Source organism: Spiribacter vilamensis, from assembly GCF_004217415.1.
GTDB classification, from domain to species: domain Bacteria; phylum Pseudomonadota; class Gammaproteobacteria; order Nitrococcales; family Nitrococcaceae; genus Spiribacter; species Spiribacter vilamensis.
This window is the reverse complement of sequence record NZ_SHLI01000001.1, coordinates 1097241-1112242: the sequence shown is the minus strand read 5'-3', so window position 1 is coordinate 1112242 and position 15002 is coordinate 1097241. Positions and strand designations below refer to the sequence as shown.

Below are 15002 nucleotides of genomic sequence, written 5' to 3'. Positions count from 1 at the left end.
GGTTGGGTGCATTATCAGGGCGTCGGCGATCGACGCCCTGATTCGTTGGCCGCTCAGGCGGCGCGGGGCACCCGGATGCTTTCCACCAGGTCCTGGATTTCCTTCGGCGGCGGTGCCGTTGCCCGGGATACCAGGGTCGCGACGACGGCGTTGATGATCGCGCCGACTGCACCGATGGACTGCGGGCCGATGCCGAGCAACCAGTTCTCGGGGGTATCCGGCAGCATGTTCGTCCCGGGGATGAAGAACCAGCCCTTGAAGACGAACACGTAGATCAGCGTGAAGCTGAGACCCGAGAGCATACCGGCGATGGCACCGGCGCTATTCATCCGACGGCTGAAGATCCCCAGCATCAATACCGGGAACAGCGAGGACGCTGCCAGTCCGAACGCCAGGGCGACCACCTGCGCCGCGAATCCCGGTGGATTCAGGCCCAGGTAACCGGCCACGAGGATGGCGACCCCCATTGCCACGCGTGCCGACAGCAACTCGCCCTTCTCGCTGATCCGTGGGTTGATGATGCCCTTGATCATGTCGTGCGAGATCGCCGAGGAGATGGCCATGAGCAGCCCTGCCGCCGTCGACAGGGCGGCGGCAAGACCACCGGCCACCGTCAGCGCAATCACCCAGTTGGGCAGCCCCGCGATCTCGGGGTTGGCCATGACCATGATGTCGCGGTCGACCGTCAGCTCGTTGCCATCCCAGCCATAGGATTGCGCCGTGGATTCAAACTCCGCGTTGTCGTCGTTGTAGTACTGGATGCGGCCATCGTCGTTCTTGTCTTCGTAGCCAAGAAGCCCGGTTTCCTCCCAGCGCGAGAACCAGCCGGGGACATTCTCGTAGGCCAGGTTGCCTTCCTCCGCCCCGACCTCGCCCGTCTGGACGGTATTGATCAGGTTGTAGAACGACATGGCACCCACGGCCGGGGCGGTGGTGTAGAGAATGGCGATGAACACCAGTGCCCAGCCCGCCGACAGGCGTGCGTCACGCACCCGTGGAACCGTGAAGAAGCGCACGATGACGTGGGGCAGGCCGGCCGTACCGATCATCAGCGACATGGTCAGGAAGAACATGTTCATCGTCGTGCCCTTCATGATCGTGTACTGCGAGAACCCGAGATCAACAAGGATGTTGTCGAGGGTGTTGAGCAGGGACTGACCATCGGCCACGGTGCCACCGAGGCCCAGCTGCGGCAGCGGATTACCCGTAATCGCCAGGGAGATGAAGATCGCCGGGATGGTATAGGCGAAGATCATGACGCAGTACTGGGCGATCTGGGTATAGGTGATGCCCTTCATGCCGCCGATCACGGCGTAGAAAAAGACGATCGCCATTCCCGTGAAGAGACCCACCTCGTAGCTCGTCTCCATGAAGCGCGAGAAGGCGACGCCGATGCCCTTCATCTGACCGATGACATAGGTCAGCGAGGCCACGATCAGGGCGACGACGGCGATCACCCGCGCCGGTTTGGAGTAGAACCGATCGCCGATGAACTCGGGAACCGTGAACTTGCCGAACTTGCGCAGATAGGGAGCGAGCAGGAGTGCGAGCAGCACGTAGCCGCCGGTCCAGCCCATGAGATAGACCGATGCGTCATAGCCGAGAAAGGCGATGAGGCCGGCCATACTGATAAAAGATGCGGCCGACATCCAGTCCGCCGCCGTTGCCATGCCGTTGGCAATGGGGTTGATCCCCTTGCCGGCCACGTAGAATTCGCCGGTGCTGCCGGCCTTGGCCCAGATCGCGATGCCGATGTAGAGCACGAAGGTGGCGCCGACAATCAGGTAAGTCGTGAGTGCGAGATCCATGTCTTTACCCCTCGTTACTGCTCTTCGACATCGTATTTCCGATCCAGCGTGTTCATCCGGAACACGTAGACGAAAATGATGACGATGAATGCGTAAATGGCACCCTGCTGGGCGAACCAGAACCCGAGGGGATAACCCGCAATAACGATATTGTTAAGTAACGGGGCGAGTAAGATGCCGAGTCCGAAGGATACGGCAAACCAGATGATCAGCAACGTGATCAACAGTCTGACGTTCTCCTTCCAGTAGGCCATCGCGGCCTGTTCCTTGCCTGAAGCCATTGTTCCGCTCCTCCTGCGGTCTTATCGAATGACAGTGTCGCTACCGGACCTGCCGCTTTTTGTTTCTGTGTCGGTAGTGTGGATACTCGTTCGCTGGCGTCCTTCCTCCCTCGGCCTGTGTCCTGGGCTTATGTCGGGCCCGTGCCCCCGGCGGCATCAACTGCCACCGGGGGACGTGCTCACTGGTTGGCGCGGTTACTGATCAGATCATCCACCACGCCCGGATCGGCGAGGGTGCTGGTATCACCCAGGCTGTCGAGCTCGTTGGTCGCCACCTTGCGGAGGATGCGCCGCATGATCTTGCCCGACCGTGTCTTGGGCAGACCCGGCGCCCACTGGATGACGTCGGGCTTGGCGATCGGCCCGATCTCGCTGCGCACCATGCCGGCAAGCTCCTTTTCGAGCTCGTCGTTGGGCTCGACTCCCTGTATCAGCGTGACGTAGCAGTAGATCCCCTGGCCCTTGAGGTCGTGGGGATAACCGACGACCGCCGCCTCGGCAACCGCGTCATGCAGTACCAGGGCGCTCTCGATCTCGGCGGTGCCCATCCGGTGGCCGGAGACATTGAGCACGTCGTCGACGCGGCCGGTGATCCAGTAATAGCCCTCTTCGTCGCGTCGTGCGCCGTCGCCGGTGAAATACTTGCCCGGATAGGTCGTGAGGTAGGTGTTCATGAAGCGCTCATGATCACCGTAGATCGTGCGCATCATGCCCGGCCACGCCCGGGTCAGGCAGAGATTGCCGTCGGTGGCGCCCTCGAGGACATTGCCCTCGTTGTCGACCAGCTGCGGTTCGACACCGAAGAAGGGCAGGGTGGCCGATCCCGGCTTGAGATCGATGGCACCCGGGAGGGCGGAAATCATGATCGCGCCGGTCTCGGTCTGCCACCAGGTGTCGACGATACGGCAGCGCTCGTCACCGACAACGCGGTAGTACCACTCCCAGGCCTCGGGGTTGATGGGCTCACCCACGGTGCCCAGCACGCGCAGCGACTGGCGGGAGTGCTTCTTGACCGGCTCTTCACCCAGGCCCATGAGCGAGCGGATCGCGGTGGGCGCGGTGTAGAAGATATTGACCTGGTGGTCATCGACGATCTGCCACAGGCGCCCGGCATCCGGATAGGTCGGTACGCCCTCGAACATAAGACTGGTGGCGGCGTTGGAGAGGGGTCCGTAGACGATGTAGCTGTGACCGGTAATCCAGCCGACGTCCGCGGTGCACCAGTAGATCTCGCCATCCTTGTAGTCGAAGACGTATTTGAATGTCATCGACGCCTGCAAGAGATAGCCGCCGGTAGTGTGCAGTACACCCTTGGGCTTGCCGGTGGACCCGGAGGTGTAGAGGATGAACAGCGGATCCTCGGCGTCCATTTCCTCGGGTTCACAGTCCGTCGACGCCTCGGCGAGCGACTCGGCGTACTCGATGTCACGATCGTTGTTCCACGGCACCGGGTTACCCGTGTGACGCACGGTGATCACGCTGTGGACGCTGTCCAGGCCGTCAATGGCCTTGTCGACGTTCTCCTTGAGCGGGACCGGCTTGCCGCTGCGCAGGCCCTGGTCGGCGGTAATGACCGTCCGGCAATCGGCGTCCTCGATGCGATCGCGCAGGGCATGCGGGGAGAAACCGCCGAACACGATGGAGTGCACCGCGCCGATGCGCGTGCAGGCGAGCATCGCGACCACGGCCTCGGGGATCATCGGCATGTAGATCGAGACCCGATCGCCTTTGGAAACGCCGCGCTGTTTGAGCACATTGGCGAGGCGGCAGACATCCGCGTGCAGCTCGCGGTAGGTGATGTGCCGGGTCACGCCGGGCGAGTCACCCTCCCAGATGATCGCGTTTCGTTCGCCATGGGTGTCGAGATGGCGGTCGAGGCAGTTGTAGCTGACGTTGAGCTTGCCGCCTTCGAACCAGCGGATCTGGCCCTTGCTCAAATCGTTGTTGCTGACCCGATCCCACTTGCGGAACCAGGTGAGGAACTCCTCCGCCTGCTCGGCCCAGAATGCCTCCGGCTCTTCCAGCGAGCGCCGGTACATCCGGTAATAGGCCTCGCGGCTGAGCAGTGCGTTCTCGGCGGTTTCCGGGGGTACCGGATAGCGTTTCTCTGCGGCCATGCCGTTTTCTCCTCCTGAGTGACAGGTTGCAATCGTGATTCTTCTTATACCCTTATACTGCGGGTGTGAAAGGCCTGATGCCAAGCCATCCGGCGAAATTCCCGCGCCGATGCCGCGATTGCTCCATTACGGTGCGGGGATCGCGGAAGGCCGCCATTGCTGCACCGCCCAATCCAGCAGGCCGGCCACCGGCGCGCCCGACAGGAATGTCGGCGGCGGGTGGCCGAGAAACGTCAGTGCATCGCCGAGTGAGCGGCTGGCCTCGTCGGGCCTTACCGGCGGCGCACCGTTGGTCTTGCTGAGCTTGCTCCCGGCTTCGTCCAGCGCCACCGGCAGGTGCAGATAACGCGGCCTGGGCAGCCCCAGTGCGTCCTGGAGCAGGATCTGCGGAAAGGTGGCCGTTAGCAGGTCACCCCCGCGGACGACATCCGTAACGCCCAGGTCCGCATCATCCAGCACCATGGCGAGGTGATAGGCGTGCAGGCCATCGCCACGCCGAATAACGAAATCGCCGATGGCCTCGGCGGGATCGATTGACTGTTCGCCGGCAAGCCGGTCGGTGAATGCGAGTGTCCCGGTCGGGACACGGAATCGCCAGCTGCGCGCGGTCTTGCCCGCCGGGATGCCGGATCGGCAGGTCCCCGGGTAGATCATGCCGGCCGGTCCGTAATGCGCGGCCGCGGCGATCTCGCGCCGGCTGCAGCCGCAGGGATAGGCCTGCCCCGCCGCCTCCAGGTGCTCGAGTGCCGCCTGGTAGCGCTCCCGGCGATCATCCTGGTACTGCACCGGGCCATCCCATTCCAGCCCGAACGCCTCCAGCGTGGTGAGGATGGCGCTCGCCGCCGCGGCCCGCGATCGACCGCGATCGACATCATCGATCCGCAGCCGCCACTGCCCATCTGCGGAACGTGCATCGAGGTAGCTGGCCACCGCCGCGATGAGCGAGCCCTGGTGCAGCGGCCCAGTCGGGCTGGGCGCGAATCGGCCGATGACAGGCGTGTCTTCCATATCCCCATCATAGCGCGCCCGGTCCATGCCACGGCCACCGCAACGATTGCTACACTCCGGGGTAAAACGCCGCCCGAGGTCGATGTGTCACTTCCCAGCCTGTCCGCCCGCAGCCATCGTATCCAGCCGTTTCACGTCATGGCCCTGCTCGGACGGGCCCGCGAGCTGGAGGCGGGCGGTCGCGACATCATCCACATGGAGATCGGCGAGCCCGATTTCCCCACTGCGGCACCGGTACGCGATGCCGGCGCGCGCGCACTCGCCGATGGCCATACCGGCTATCTGCCGGCGGCGGGCCTGCCGGCACTGCGCGAGGCGATTGCCGGGCACTATGCCGCGCGCTACGGGGTGCAGGTCGATCCCGGGCGCATCCTGGTCACGCCCGGGGCAAGCGGGGCACTGGTGGTGGCAATGGCCATGCTCGCCGATCCGGGGCGTAATGTCCTGCTGCCCGATCCGGGGTATCCGTGCAACCGCAACTTCGCGGAGCTGGTGGACGCCGTTCCACGGGCGGTACGAGTCGATGCCGGGACCGACTACCAGCTCACTCCGGCACTGGCTGAGGCCGCCTGTGACGAGTCCACGGCGGCGATGCTCGTGGGCTCGCCCGGCAATCCGACCGGAACCCTCGCCCGGGCCGCCGATCTGGCTGGCCTCGGCGCCCTGGCCCAGCGGCGGGGAATCGGCCTGGTGGTGGACGAGATCTATCACGGGCTCGACTACGACGGCATGCCGGCCCAGGCGCTGATCCATGCGCCGGATGCCGTCGTGGTGAACAGCTTCTCGAAGTACTTCGGCATGACCGGCTGGCGGCTCGGCTGGATGGTGGTGCCGTCGGACTGGGTACCGGTGGCCGAGAAGATCATGCAGAACCTGTTCATCAGTGCCTCGACACCCGCGCAGCATGCCGCGCTGGCCTGCTTTACGGAGCGCTCGCTGGCGATTTTCGAGTCGCGTCGCGAGGCGTTCCGACAGCGACGCGATTTCCTGCTGCCGGCGCTTCGCGAGCTCGGCTTCCATATCCCCGGCCATCCCGCCGGCGCCTTCTATCTCTACGCCGACGTCTCGGCGCTCTGCGATGACAGCTTCGCGCTCGCACGGGACCTGCTGGAGCAGGCCGGCGTGGCGGTCACACCCGGCCTCGATTTCGAGCGCACGGCTCCGGAGCGCCACCTGCGCTTTGCCTATACCACCGACACCGATCGTCTCGCGGAGGCGGTCGAGCGCATCCGGCGTTACCTGGTGGCCGGCGGCTGAGCGCAATGCGGCTCGACCGAATCCGTCTCAGCGGCTTCAAATCCTTCGTCGATGCCACTCCGGTGGTGCTCGGGTCGGGCATTACCGCCATTGTCGGTCCGAATGGCTGCGGCAAGTCGAACATTATCGATGCCGTCCGCTGGGTCATGGGTGAGCGCTCTGCGAGGCATCTGCGCGGTGGCTCCATGGCCGACGTTATCTTCAGCGGTTCCGGTAGCCGCAGGCCGGTGGGGCAGGCCAGCATCGAGCTGGTGTTCGACAACGCCGACGGGTCGCTCGGCGGGCAGTACGCCGGCTTTGCCGAGATCTCGATCCGTCGCCAGGTCAACCGCGATGGCCAGTCCGCCTATTTCCTCAACGGCAGCCGCTGCCGGCGGCGTGATATTACGGAGGTCTTCCTTGGCACCGGGCTCGGGTCCCGCAGCTACTCCATTATCGAGCAGGGCACCATCTCGCGTCTGATCGAGGCCCGCCCCGAGACACTCCGCGCTTATCTCGAAGAGGCCGCCGGGATCAGCCTGTACAAGGAACGGCGGCAGGAGACCGAGCGCCGGATGCGGGACACGCGCGGGAATCTGGATCGCCTCGAGGACATGCGCGGCGAGGTTGCCCGGCGACTCGAGCGTCTCAACGACCAGGCCCGGACCGCCGAGCGCTATCGGGCGCTCAAGGCCGAAGAGCGTCAGCGCCAGGTCGAACTGACATTGTTGCGTATCCGTCGGCTCGAGGCGGACAGCGCGACGCTGGCCTCGGAGCTGGCCGCCGAGGAGACCGCCCTCGAGGCGCGCCTGGCCGGGCAGCGACGCAGTGAGCGTGATACCGAGTCGCTGCGTGCCGAACAGACGGCATCCAGCGATCACCTCAACGCTGTCCAGGCCCGTTATTACGAATTGGGCTCGGCACTCGCCGCGCTCGAGCAGCAGCTGCGGCATGACCGCGATACCCGGGCGCGCAGTGAGCGCGAACTCGAGCAGATCCGGGAGGCGATCCGGGAGAATGACACCGCCCTTGCCGACGACCGTCGCGAGGCGCAGACACTGGCGCAGACGATTGCCACCGAGACACGGGGCCTTGCCGAGGCCGACGGGGTCCTGAGCGCGGCTGACGCCGATGTAACGGCCGCCACCCGCCGCCTCGAGGCGGCCCGGGAGGCGCGCGATGCCGTGGTCGGGGCGCAGGCCGATGCCGAGCGACAGAACGAGCTCGAGCAGACGCGGATCGAGCAGATCGAGGCACGCCAGCGGGAGCAGAACCAGCGCCTCGAGCGCATCGATGCAGAACGCCAGGCGCTCGAGACCACCGCGATGGACACCACGGACGACGACGGTGAGCGAATCGACGCGCTGGAATCGGAACGGACGGATCGGGTCGAGTGCCTGGCGATGATTGACCAGAGCCTGGCGAAGACACGCGGGGAACGCGATCCGATACAGGCCGAGCTGGATGCGCAGCGCGCGGCACTGACGCGTGACCAGGCGCGGCTGACCTCGCTGCAGACACTCCAGGACGAGGCCCTGGGGAGTGATCAGGCGATCGCCCGCTGGCTCAGCGATCGGGGCATTGACGCCCGCCGGCGACTGGTCGATCAACTCGATGTCACGCCGGGCTGGGAGCGGGCGGTGGAGTGGGTGCTGGAGCGGGCGCTCCAGGCGCTCGAGTCGACGGATGCCGAGGTGGCGGGTGGCCGCCAGGCGCTGCCGACGAGCGGCGAGGTGATGCTTTTTGCCCCGCCGTCGGCAATGTCGTCGCGCGACAGTGCTCCGTCACCGCGGTCGCTGGCCGCGCAGGTGGCCGGTCCCGAGGCCGCGATCGATCTACTCCGCGGGGTGTATGGCGCCGCGGATGCCGAACAGGCCCGGGAATGGCTTGCCGATCTGCCACCCGGCGCGTCGGTCATCACGCCCGAGGGGCACTGGTACGGGCGGGGGTGGCTGCGCCTGCGGGCAACCCCCGACGATCCGCAAGCCGGTGTCGTGGCCAGGGCCCGGGCGATCGAGGTCGTGACCGATCGCATCGAGTCGACGCAGGCGGCAATCGACGACGCGGCGACCCGTCTGGGAGTGGTGGATACCCGGCTCGACGATCTCGATGCCCGTCACCAGGCAATGCTTGACCGGCGGCACGCGCTGGATCGGGAGCTGGCAGCGGCACATGCCCGCCGCGAGTCGGCACAGACGCGGCGTGCCGCGGACCGGGCGCAGCATGAGCGCCTGTCGGCGGAGCGCGCGGAACTGGTCGAGGCGATGACGGCGGGTGCATCGGCGCTCGATGGCGCACGGGGCAGGCAACGCCAGGCCCGGGCCGAGGCGGATACCGCCGCGCAGCGTCGGCGCCCCGTGGACGATGATTGCCAATCGGCCCGGACCGCCCTCGATGCCGCCCGTGAGGCAGCCACCACGGCCCGCGAACGGCGCCAGGCGGTGGCGCTTCGGCTCGAGCGGGCCCGGACCGCGCATCAGTCCCGGGAACAGGCGATTGCCCGACTCGAGCAGCAGGATGAACGCCTTCGGGTGCGGGTCGATGAGTTACAGACAACGATCGATGCGCTGGCCGATCCGGATCAAACCCGCGAGGCGGAACGCCAGTCACTGCTGGCGCAGCGCGCGGAGAGCGAAACCGCACTGGCGAACGCGCGGCGGACACTGGATGATCGGGAGGAGGCGCTGCGCCGCCTCGACCGCGAGCGACTCGAGGCCGAACAAGCGGTGCGTGAGCGCCGCGAGGCCTGCGAATCGCTCCGCCATCGCCGTGTCGAAATCGAGGCCCGTCTCACCACCCGGCGCGAAGAGCTCGAGTCGATGCCGGTGACGATCGATGCCGTGGCGCGGGATCTGTCCAGCGATGCCCGCGAATCCGATCATGTCGCCGAGCTGGAGCGCCTTTCCGGTGCGATCGAGGCACTCGGGCCGATCAACCTGGCGGCTATCGACGAGCAGGCGGAACTCGCCGAGCGCAAGGACTACCTCGATGCCCAGCACACCGACCTGAACGCCGCGCTGGAGACGCTGGAGAACGCCATCCAGCGCATCGACCGCGAGACCCGTGAGCGTTTCCAGGCGACATTTGACGAGGTCAGTGCCGGTCTGCAGCGACTCTTCCCGACGCTTTTCGGCGGCGGCGAGGCCTATCTGGAGCTGACCGGGGCGGATCTTCTCGAGACCGGGGTGACCCTGATGGCGCGTCCGCCGGGTAAGCGCATCACCAATATCCATCTGCTGTCCGGGGGCGAGAAGGCACTGGCGGCCGTGGCTCTGGTGTTCGCGATCTTCGAGCTCAACCCGGCGCCGTTCTGCATGCTCGACGAGGTCGATGCGCCCCTCGACGAGGCCAATGTCGGCCGTTTCTGCGATCTGCTGCGAACCCTGTCCGATCGCGTCCAGTTCATCGTGATCACCCACAACCGGATCACCATGGAGGCGGCGAGTCACCTCGCCGGTGTAACCATGGCGGAGCCCGGCGTATCGCGACTGGTGACAGTCGATGTGGCCGCGGCGGTGGAAATGACCAACGCCGATACTTGAGTTGAGACAGACGGCGTTGCAACCTGAGACCCGTTAGCGGGAATGGGACATGGAATGGACGAATTGCGCTGGATACTACTGGGCCTCGGCATCCTGATCATCGCCGGGGTCTATGGCTACGCCCGGCTCCAGGACTGGCGCCGCGACGGGCCGCCCTGGCGCCGTCGCGGGCACGCGAACCGCGAGCCATTCGCGCATTACAGCGAGCCGGCGCTCGATGACGACGAGACGCTCACCGGTGATCCGCTCACCGGGAGTGATCAGGACGACGATATCCTCGGCCCGGCGCGGGTCGTGGAGACGGGGCCGGCGCCGTCACCGGCCGCGCCGACCGAGCCGACCGAGCCGCCGGGCGACGATCTCGAGGAGGTGCGTGGCCGCGCCGTGGGTGAGGAGAAGATCATCGCCCTGTCGGTGATGGCGCCCGATGCGCGCCCGTGGAACGGCGCGGACGTGGCCGAAGTCCTTGAATCGGCGGACCTGCGGCTCACCGCCCAGGGCGTTTTTCAGCGCACTCTCGATACGGATGACGGTCCGGTGGCGCTGTTCACCGTCGCCAACATTGTCGAGCCGGGGACGTTTGATGCCGGTAATCCCGGCGCAACCACCACCCCTGGCATCGTGCTGATCATGCAGCTGCCGGCACCGTTCGACGGTCTGGCGGCGTTCGAGCTCATGCTGGCCGCCGCACGGCGGGTCGCCCAGACCCTTGGCGGACAGCTCCTGGACGGCCGTCGCTGTGATCTGACCACACAGGCCATCGAGCATCTACGCGAGGAGCTGCTCGAGTATCGACGTCGGGCGCGTCTCGCCGATCGGCGGCGGAGCGGGGGCGCATGAGCGGCAGCGATGTCGCGCCCGCCGAGCGCGCCGCCGCCCTTCGCGAACAGCTCGAGCAGCATAATTACCGGTATTACGTGCTCGACGATCCGGCGATCTCCGATGGCGAATACGACCGGCTTCTGGCCGAGCTCGTCGATATCGAGCACCGCTATCCCGATCTTCGGACCGATGATTCCCCCACCCGCCGGGTCGGCTCGACGCCGCTCGCGGCCTTCCGGGAACGCGCCCATGGCGAACCGATGCTGTCGCTCGCCAATGCATTCAGCGACGCCGATCTCGGCGATTTCGACCGACGCCTTCGCGAGACCCTCGGAGTCGCTGAAATCGAGTACATGGCCGAGCCCAAGCTCGATGGCCTGTCGGTCAACCTGCTCTACGAGGACGGCCAGCTGACCGCGGCGGCGACGCGTGGTGACGGTCGGGTCGGCGAGGAGATCACCGCCAATGCCCGTACCATCCGCAGTGTGCCGCTGCGATTGCCGTGCGCCGATCCGCCGGCGCGGATCGAGGTGCGCGGCGAGGTCGTGATTCGCCGCCAGGATTTCGAGCGACTCAATGAACGTCGCCTGGCACGCGCCGAGCGACCCTTCGCGAATCCCCGCAACGCGGCGGCGGGCAGCCTCCGCCAGCTCGACTCGCGGGTGACCGCGGGCCGGCCACTGACCCTGTTTGTCTTTGGCACCGGTGAGTCCAGCGCTCCGCTTCCGGCGACGCATGAGGGTGTGCTGGAAACGCTCGGGCAGTGGGGGTTTCGCGTCAATGACCAGGTCACCCGCGTCAGCGGCGCCGAGGGTTGTCTTGCCTATCGCGAGCGCCTGATCGAGGCCCGGGATGGCCTCGATTACGAGATCGACGGGGTGGTCTACAAGGTCAACGATCGCCAGGTCTGGGAACGGCTGGGGGCCACCGCCCGTGCGCCGCGCTGGGCACTGGCGCACAAGCTGCCGGCGCGTGAGGCCACGACACGGGTCAATGCGATCGTACCGTCGGTGGGCCGGACCGGGGTGATTACGCCGGTGGCGGCGCTCGAGCCGGTCGAGGTCGGCGGCGTGACCGTCACCCGGGCGACCCTGCACAACCTCGACGAGGTCCGGCGCAAGGACGTCCGCGAGGCGGATGCGGTCATGGTGCGGCGGGCCGGTGACGTGATCCCCGAGGTGGTCAGTGTCATCGAATCGCGGCGGCCTGCGGAAACCCGCCCCTGGCAGATGCCGACGGCCTGTCCGGTCTGTGGTTCCGATGTAGCGCGTATCGACGACGCGGCGGCGCATCGCTGCATGGGCGGGTTGTACTGCCCGGCGCAGCGCATGGGAGCGCTCATGCACTTCGTTTCGCGGCGGGCCATGGATATCGACGGGCTGGGCGAAAAGCTGATCGAGCAGCTGGTGTCGCGGGAACGCGTCCACACCGCAGCCGATCTCTACGCGCTGACCCGCAGTGATCTACTGGGGCTCGAGCGCATGGGCGAGCGCTCGACCACCAATCTTCTCAACGCCATTGATGCCTCGCGCGACACCACGTTGGCGCGGTTCCTCTATGCCCTCGGGATCGACCAGGTGGGCGAGGTGACGGCACGGACGCTCGCGGAGCATTTCGGCAGTCTCGAGGCGCTGATGGCGGCGGATGAGCCGGGCCTCACGGCAGTGCCCGATGTCGGCCCGGTCGTTGCGGAATCGGTGCGACGGTTCTTCGCGCAGGCGCATAATCGCGAGGTGATCGACGCCCTGATCGCCGCGGGCGTGAGCTGGCCAGACCCGCAGTCCGACGCCTCGGCGGCACGATCACTGCCGCTCGATGGCAAGACCTTCGTGTTGACCGGGACTCTGTCGGCCTATACCCGCGACGAGGCAAAGGCCCGAATCGAGGCGCTGGGCGGCAAAGTGACCGCCAGCGTCTCGGGGCGCACGGATTACGTGGTGGCGGGCGCGGATGCCGGGTCCAAGCGCGATCGGGCGGAAAAGCTCGGGGTGACGCTGCTCGATGAATCCGCCTTCGCCGCGCTGGTGGCGTAGGCTAGCCGTTGTCCGGCTTCGCCCAGTTGGCCTCGTAGTCGATCTCCGCATCCTCGCGGAGCGCCTGCAGCTCGGCCTGGATCCGCTCGTTAATGACGCTCATCCGCAGATCGCTGGCTACATCGGAGAAGGCCGGCGCCTCGGTCTCGCGGGTGTCGTCGAGGCGGATGACGTGGAATCCGAACCGCGTCTGCACCGGCTCGTCGGTCACCGCGCCGGGCTCGAGCTCAGTGACCGCCTCCGAGAACGGACCGACCATATCGCCCGGCGCGAACCAGCCGAGGTTGCCGCCGTCGCGCGAGGTGCCGTCCTCCGAGTACTGGCCCGCCAGCTCGGTAAACGACTCACCGTCGGCGAGCCGATCGATGATGGCCGCCGCCTGTTCGCGGTCGGAAACGAGGATATGGCGCGCCTTGTACTCCTTCGGCGCCGCGCCGCCATACTGCGTCTCGTAGCGCTCGCGCAGCACCGATTCTTCCACCGGTTCGTCCTCGGTTAGCTGGCGCACGAAGGCCTGGGCCAGCGTTCGACGCCGGTCGTTGTTCAGCTGCGCGGCCACGTCGGGCGACTCGTCGATATCGGCTTCATCGCCTGCCTGGGCGAGCAGCATCAGGTTGATGATCTCCTCGAGGAACTGACGACGCTGGGTCGGCGGGATCTCGGACTGGCCCTGGGTCTGCTGTGAGACCAGCTGATCGAGTTCGCGCTCGGTGATGGTCTCGCCGTTGATCTCGGCAAGGACCCGGGTCTCGACCTCGTCCTGCGCCTGGGCAACGCCCAGTCCGAGGGTGAGGGCGAGTGCCGGAATGGTCAGTCCGAAGGCTTTGAGCGGGGGGAAATGCATGCAGTTACTCGCTTTGATGATGTGGCTGTGACTGGGCCTCGCCCGGCGTCAGCGCCTCGATGCTGAGGGCATGGATGCAGTCGTTGCGCATCGCATCACCCATCGCATCGTAGACCTGCCGATGGCGTTGCAACCGGCGCTGCCCCGCGAAATCGTCACTGACAATGCGCAGGTTGTAATGGCCGCCACCCGCCTGTGCGCCGGTGTGCCCGGCGTGGCGATGGCTGTCGTCCTCGACCTCGAGCGACTCGATGGACAGGGCCCGGTGGAGGCGCTCGCGGATCATTGCCGGGCGCTCGCTGCGCGGGATATCGGTCATGGCAGGGCCTTGCGAAAGGGTTTGACGGTCACGTCCCGGTACACGCCGGCGGCGACATACGGATCGTCGTCGGCCCAGGCGCGGGCGGTGGCGAGCGATTCGAACTCGGCGATCACGACGCTGCCGCTGAAGCCCGCCTCGCCGGGATCGGGGGCATCGATCGCCGGCGTCGGCCCGGCGACCAGCAAACGCCCCTCGTCGCGCAGCTGTTCGAGTCGCGCGATGTGGTCGTTGCGTGCGCCGGCACGGCGCTCCGCGCTGTCGTCGACGTCTTCACTGATGATCGCGTAGTACATAGCATCCCGTCCGTTACTATCCAAAAACGCTACCATACTTGTGTCGTGTCGACACCAGAGGAGCTCACCATGAGCCAGTACTTCGAGATCCATCCCCACACGCCTCAGCCGCGGCTTGTCCACCGCGCCGTGGAGATAATCCGGCAGGGGGGTGTTGTCATCTATCCGACCGGGACGACCTATGCGCTCGGCTGCGCCATGGGCGAGAAATCCGCGATCGACCGGATCCGCCAGCTCCGTGGCCTCGAGGAGCGCCACCACTTCACGCTCGCGTGTCGCGATCTCTCCGATATCGGCAGTTACACCCGGCTCGACAACAACGCCTTCCGTTTGCTGAAGGCCCATGTGCCGGGGCCCTATACGTTCGTGTTGCGGGCCACGGCGGAAGTCCCGCGCCGGGTCCAGCACACCCGGCGCAAGACCATCGGCATCCGGGTGCCCGATCATCCCGTCGCCCAGGCGCTGCTCGAGGCGCTCGGCGAGCCGCTGACCACGACCACGCTGCTGTTGCCGGGCGAGACCGTTCCCATGACCGATCCGGTGGATATGCGCGAGCGGCTGGGCAAACAGGTCGATGCCGTAATCGATGGCGGTCCCGGCGGGCTCGAGCCGAGCACCGTGGTGGACCTCAGTGGCGAGCATCCGGAGGTCATCCGCCGCGGCGCGGGGGATGCCCACGTTTTCGAGACCTGATCC

General features: G+C 66.5%; 12 protein-coding genes. 5 read left to right on the top strand and 7 right to left on the bottom strand.

The genetic code is table 11. The features are described from left to right. Positions 1-53: 53 nt before the first annotated feature. From EV698_RS05525 to gluQRS, 4 genes are all read right to left on the bottom strand, one after another. A complete protein-coding gene (locus EV698_RS05525) occupies positions 54-1808 on the bottom strand; it encodes a sodium:solute symporter family protein (RefSeq protein WP_130503128.1) in 1755 nt (584 codons plus the stop codon). A 14-nt stretch (positions 1809-1822) separates the two neighbouring features. Further along, a complete protein-coding gene (locus tag EV698_RS05520; RefSeq protein ID WP_130503127.1) occupies positions 1823-2089 on the bottom strand; it encodes a DUF4212 domain-containing protein in 267 nt (88 codons plus the stop codon). A 179-nt stretch (positions 2090-2268) separates the two neighbouring features. Continuing rightward, entirely contained in the window at positions 2269-4206 is a 1938-nt protein-coding gene (gene acs, locus EV698_RS05515) for an acetate--CoA ligase (RefSeq protein WP_130503126.1), read from the bottom strand. 126 nt (positions 4207-4332) lie between these two features. Beyond that, entirely contained in the window at positions 4333-5214 is an 882-nt protein-coding gene (gene gluQRS / locus EV698_RS05510; protein WP_130503125.1) for a tRNA glutamyl-Q(34) synthetase GluQRS, read from the bottom strand. A gap of 84 nt (positions 5215-5298) precedes the next feature. Here gluQRS and EV698_RS05505 point away from each other — a divergent pair, with 84 nt between their 5' ends. From EV698_RS05505 to ligA, 4 genes are read left to right on the top strand one after another with little or no spacing between them, the layout of a single operon-like run. Next, positions 5299-6471, top strand: a complete 1173-nt coding sequence (locus tag EV698_RS05505) for a pyridoxal phosphate-dependent aminotransferase (protein WP_130503124.1) — start codon at positions 5299-5301, stop codon at positions 6469-6471. Between the two features lie 5 nt (positions 6472-6476). Continuing rightward, the gene (gene smc, locus EV698_RS05500; protein ID WP_130503123.1) at positions 6477-9992 is read left to right on the top strand and encodes a chromosome segregation protein SMC; all 3516 of its coding nucleotides are present in this window, start codon (positions 6477-6479) and stop codon (positions 9990-9992) included. A gap of 54 nt (positions 9993-10046) precedes the next feature. Continuing rightward, positions 10047-10832 (top strand): cell division protein ZipA, encoded by a 786-nt coding sequence (locus EV698_RS05495; protein WP_165385731.1) that lies wholly within the window; start codon positions 10047-10049, stop codon positions 10830-10832. Then, positions 10829-12847: an NAD-dependent DNA ligase LigA gene (gene ligA, locus EV698_RS05490; protein WP_130503121.1), complete on the top strand. Its 2019-nt coding sequence runs from the start codon at positions 10829-10831 to the stop codon at positions 12845-12847. Before EV698_RS05495 ends, ligA begins: the two co-directional genes overlap by 4 nt. A 1-nt stretch (position 12848) precedes the next feature. Here the strand turns inward: ligA and EV698_RS05485 are convergent, their stop codons facing one another. Genes EV698_RS05485 through EV698_RS05475 form a run of 3 tightly spaced genes read right to left on the bottom strand, consistent with a single transcriptional unit; the run spans position 12849 to position 14306 of the window. Further along, positions 12849-13691, bottom strand: coding sequence for a peptidylprolyl isomerase (locus EV698_RS05485; RefSeq protein WP_130503120.1), 843 nt, complete (start codon positions 13689-13691; stop codon positions 12849-12851). Between the two features lie 4 nt (positions 13692-13695). Beyond that, positions 13696-14010, bottom strand: a complete 315-nt coding sequence (locus tag EV698_RS05480; RefSeq protein WP_130503119.1) for a BolA family protein — start codon at positions 14008-14010, stop codon at positions 13696-13698. Continuing rightward, a complete protein-coding gene (locus tag EV698_RS05475) occupies positions 14007-14306 on the bottom strand; it encodes a YciI family protein (RefSeq protein WP_130503118.1) in 300 nt (99 codons plus the stop codon). The genes EV698_RS05480 and EV698_RS05475 overlap by 4 nt, the downstream gene beginning before the upstream one ends. A 69-nt stretch (positions 14307-14375) precedes the next feature. Here EV698_RS05475 and EV698_RS05470 point away from each other — a divergent pair, with 69 nt between their 5' ends. Continuing rightward, positions 14376-14999, top strand: coding sequence for an L-threonylcarbamoyladenylate synthase (locus EV698_RS05470; RefSeq protein ID WP_130503117.1), 624 nt, complete (start codon positions 14376-14378; stop codon positions 14997-14999). The last annotated feature ends 3 nt before the right edge of the window (positions 15000-15002 follow it).

Coding starts and splice junctions, on each gene's coding strand:
- EV698_RS05495 (WP_165385731.1), top strand. CDS start 10,047: ATGGACGAATTGCGCTGGATACTACTGGGCCTCGGCATCCTGATCATC.
- ligA (WP_130503121.1), top strand. CDS start 10,829: ATGAGCGGCAGCGATGTCGCGCCCGCCGAGCGCGCCGCCGCCCTTCGC.
- EV698_RS05475 (WP_130503118.1), bottom strand. CDS start 14,306: ATGTACTACGCGATCATCAGTGAAGACGTCGACGACAGCGCGGAGCGC.
- gluQRS (WP_130503125.1), bottom strand. CDS start 5,214: ATGGAAGACACGCCTGTCATCGGCCGATTCGCGCCCAGCCCGACTGGG.
- smc (WP_130503123.1), top strand. CDS start 6,477: ATGCGGCTCGACCGAATCCGTCTCAGCGGCTTCAAATCCTTCGTCGAT.
- EV698_RS05480 (WP_130503119.1), bottom strand. CDS start 14,010: ATGACCGATATCCCGCGCAGCGAGCGCCCGGCAATGATCCGCGAGCGC.
- EV698_RS05525 (WP_130503128.1), bottom strand. CDS start 1,808: ATGGATCTCGCACTCACGACTTACCTGATTGTCGGCGCCACCTTCGTG.
- acs (WP_130503126.1), bottom strand. CDS start 4,206: ATGGCCGCAGAGAAACGCTATCCGGTACCCCCGGAAACCGCCGAGAAC.
- EV698_RS05520 (WP_130503127.1), bottom strand. CDS start 2,089: ATGGCTTCAGGCAAGGAACAGGCCGCGATGGCCTACTGGAAGGAGAAC.
- EV698_RS05470 (WP_130503117.1), top strand. CDS start 14,376: ATGAGCCAGTACTTCGAGATCCATCCCCACACGCCTCAGCCGCGGCTT.
- EV698_RS05485 (WP_130503120.1), bottom strand. CDS start 13,691: ATGCATTTCCCCCCGCTCAAAGCCTTCGGACTGACCATTCCGGCACTC.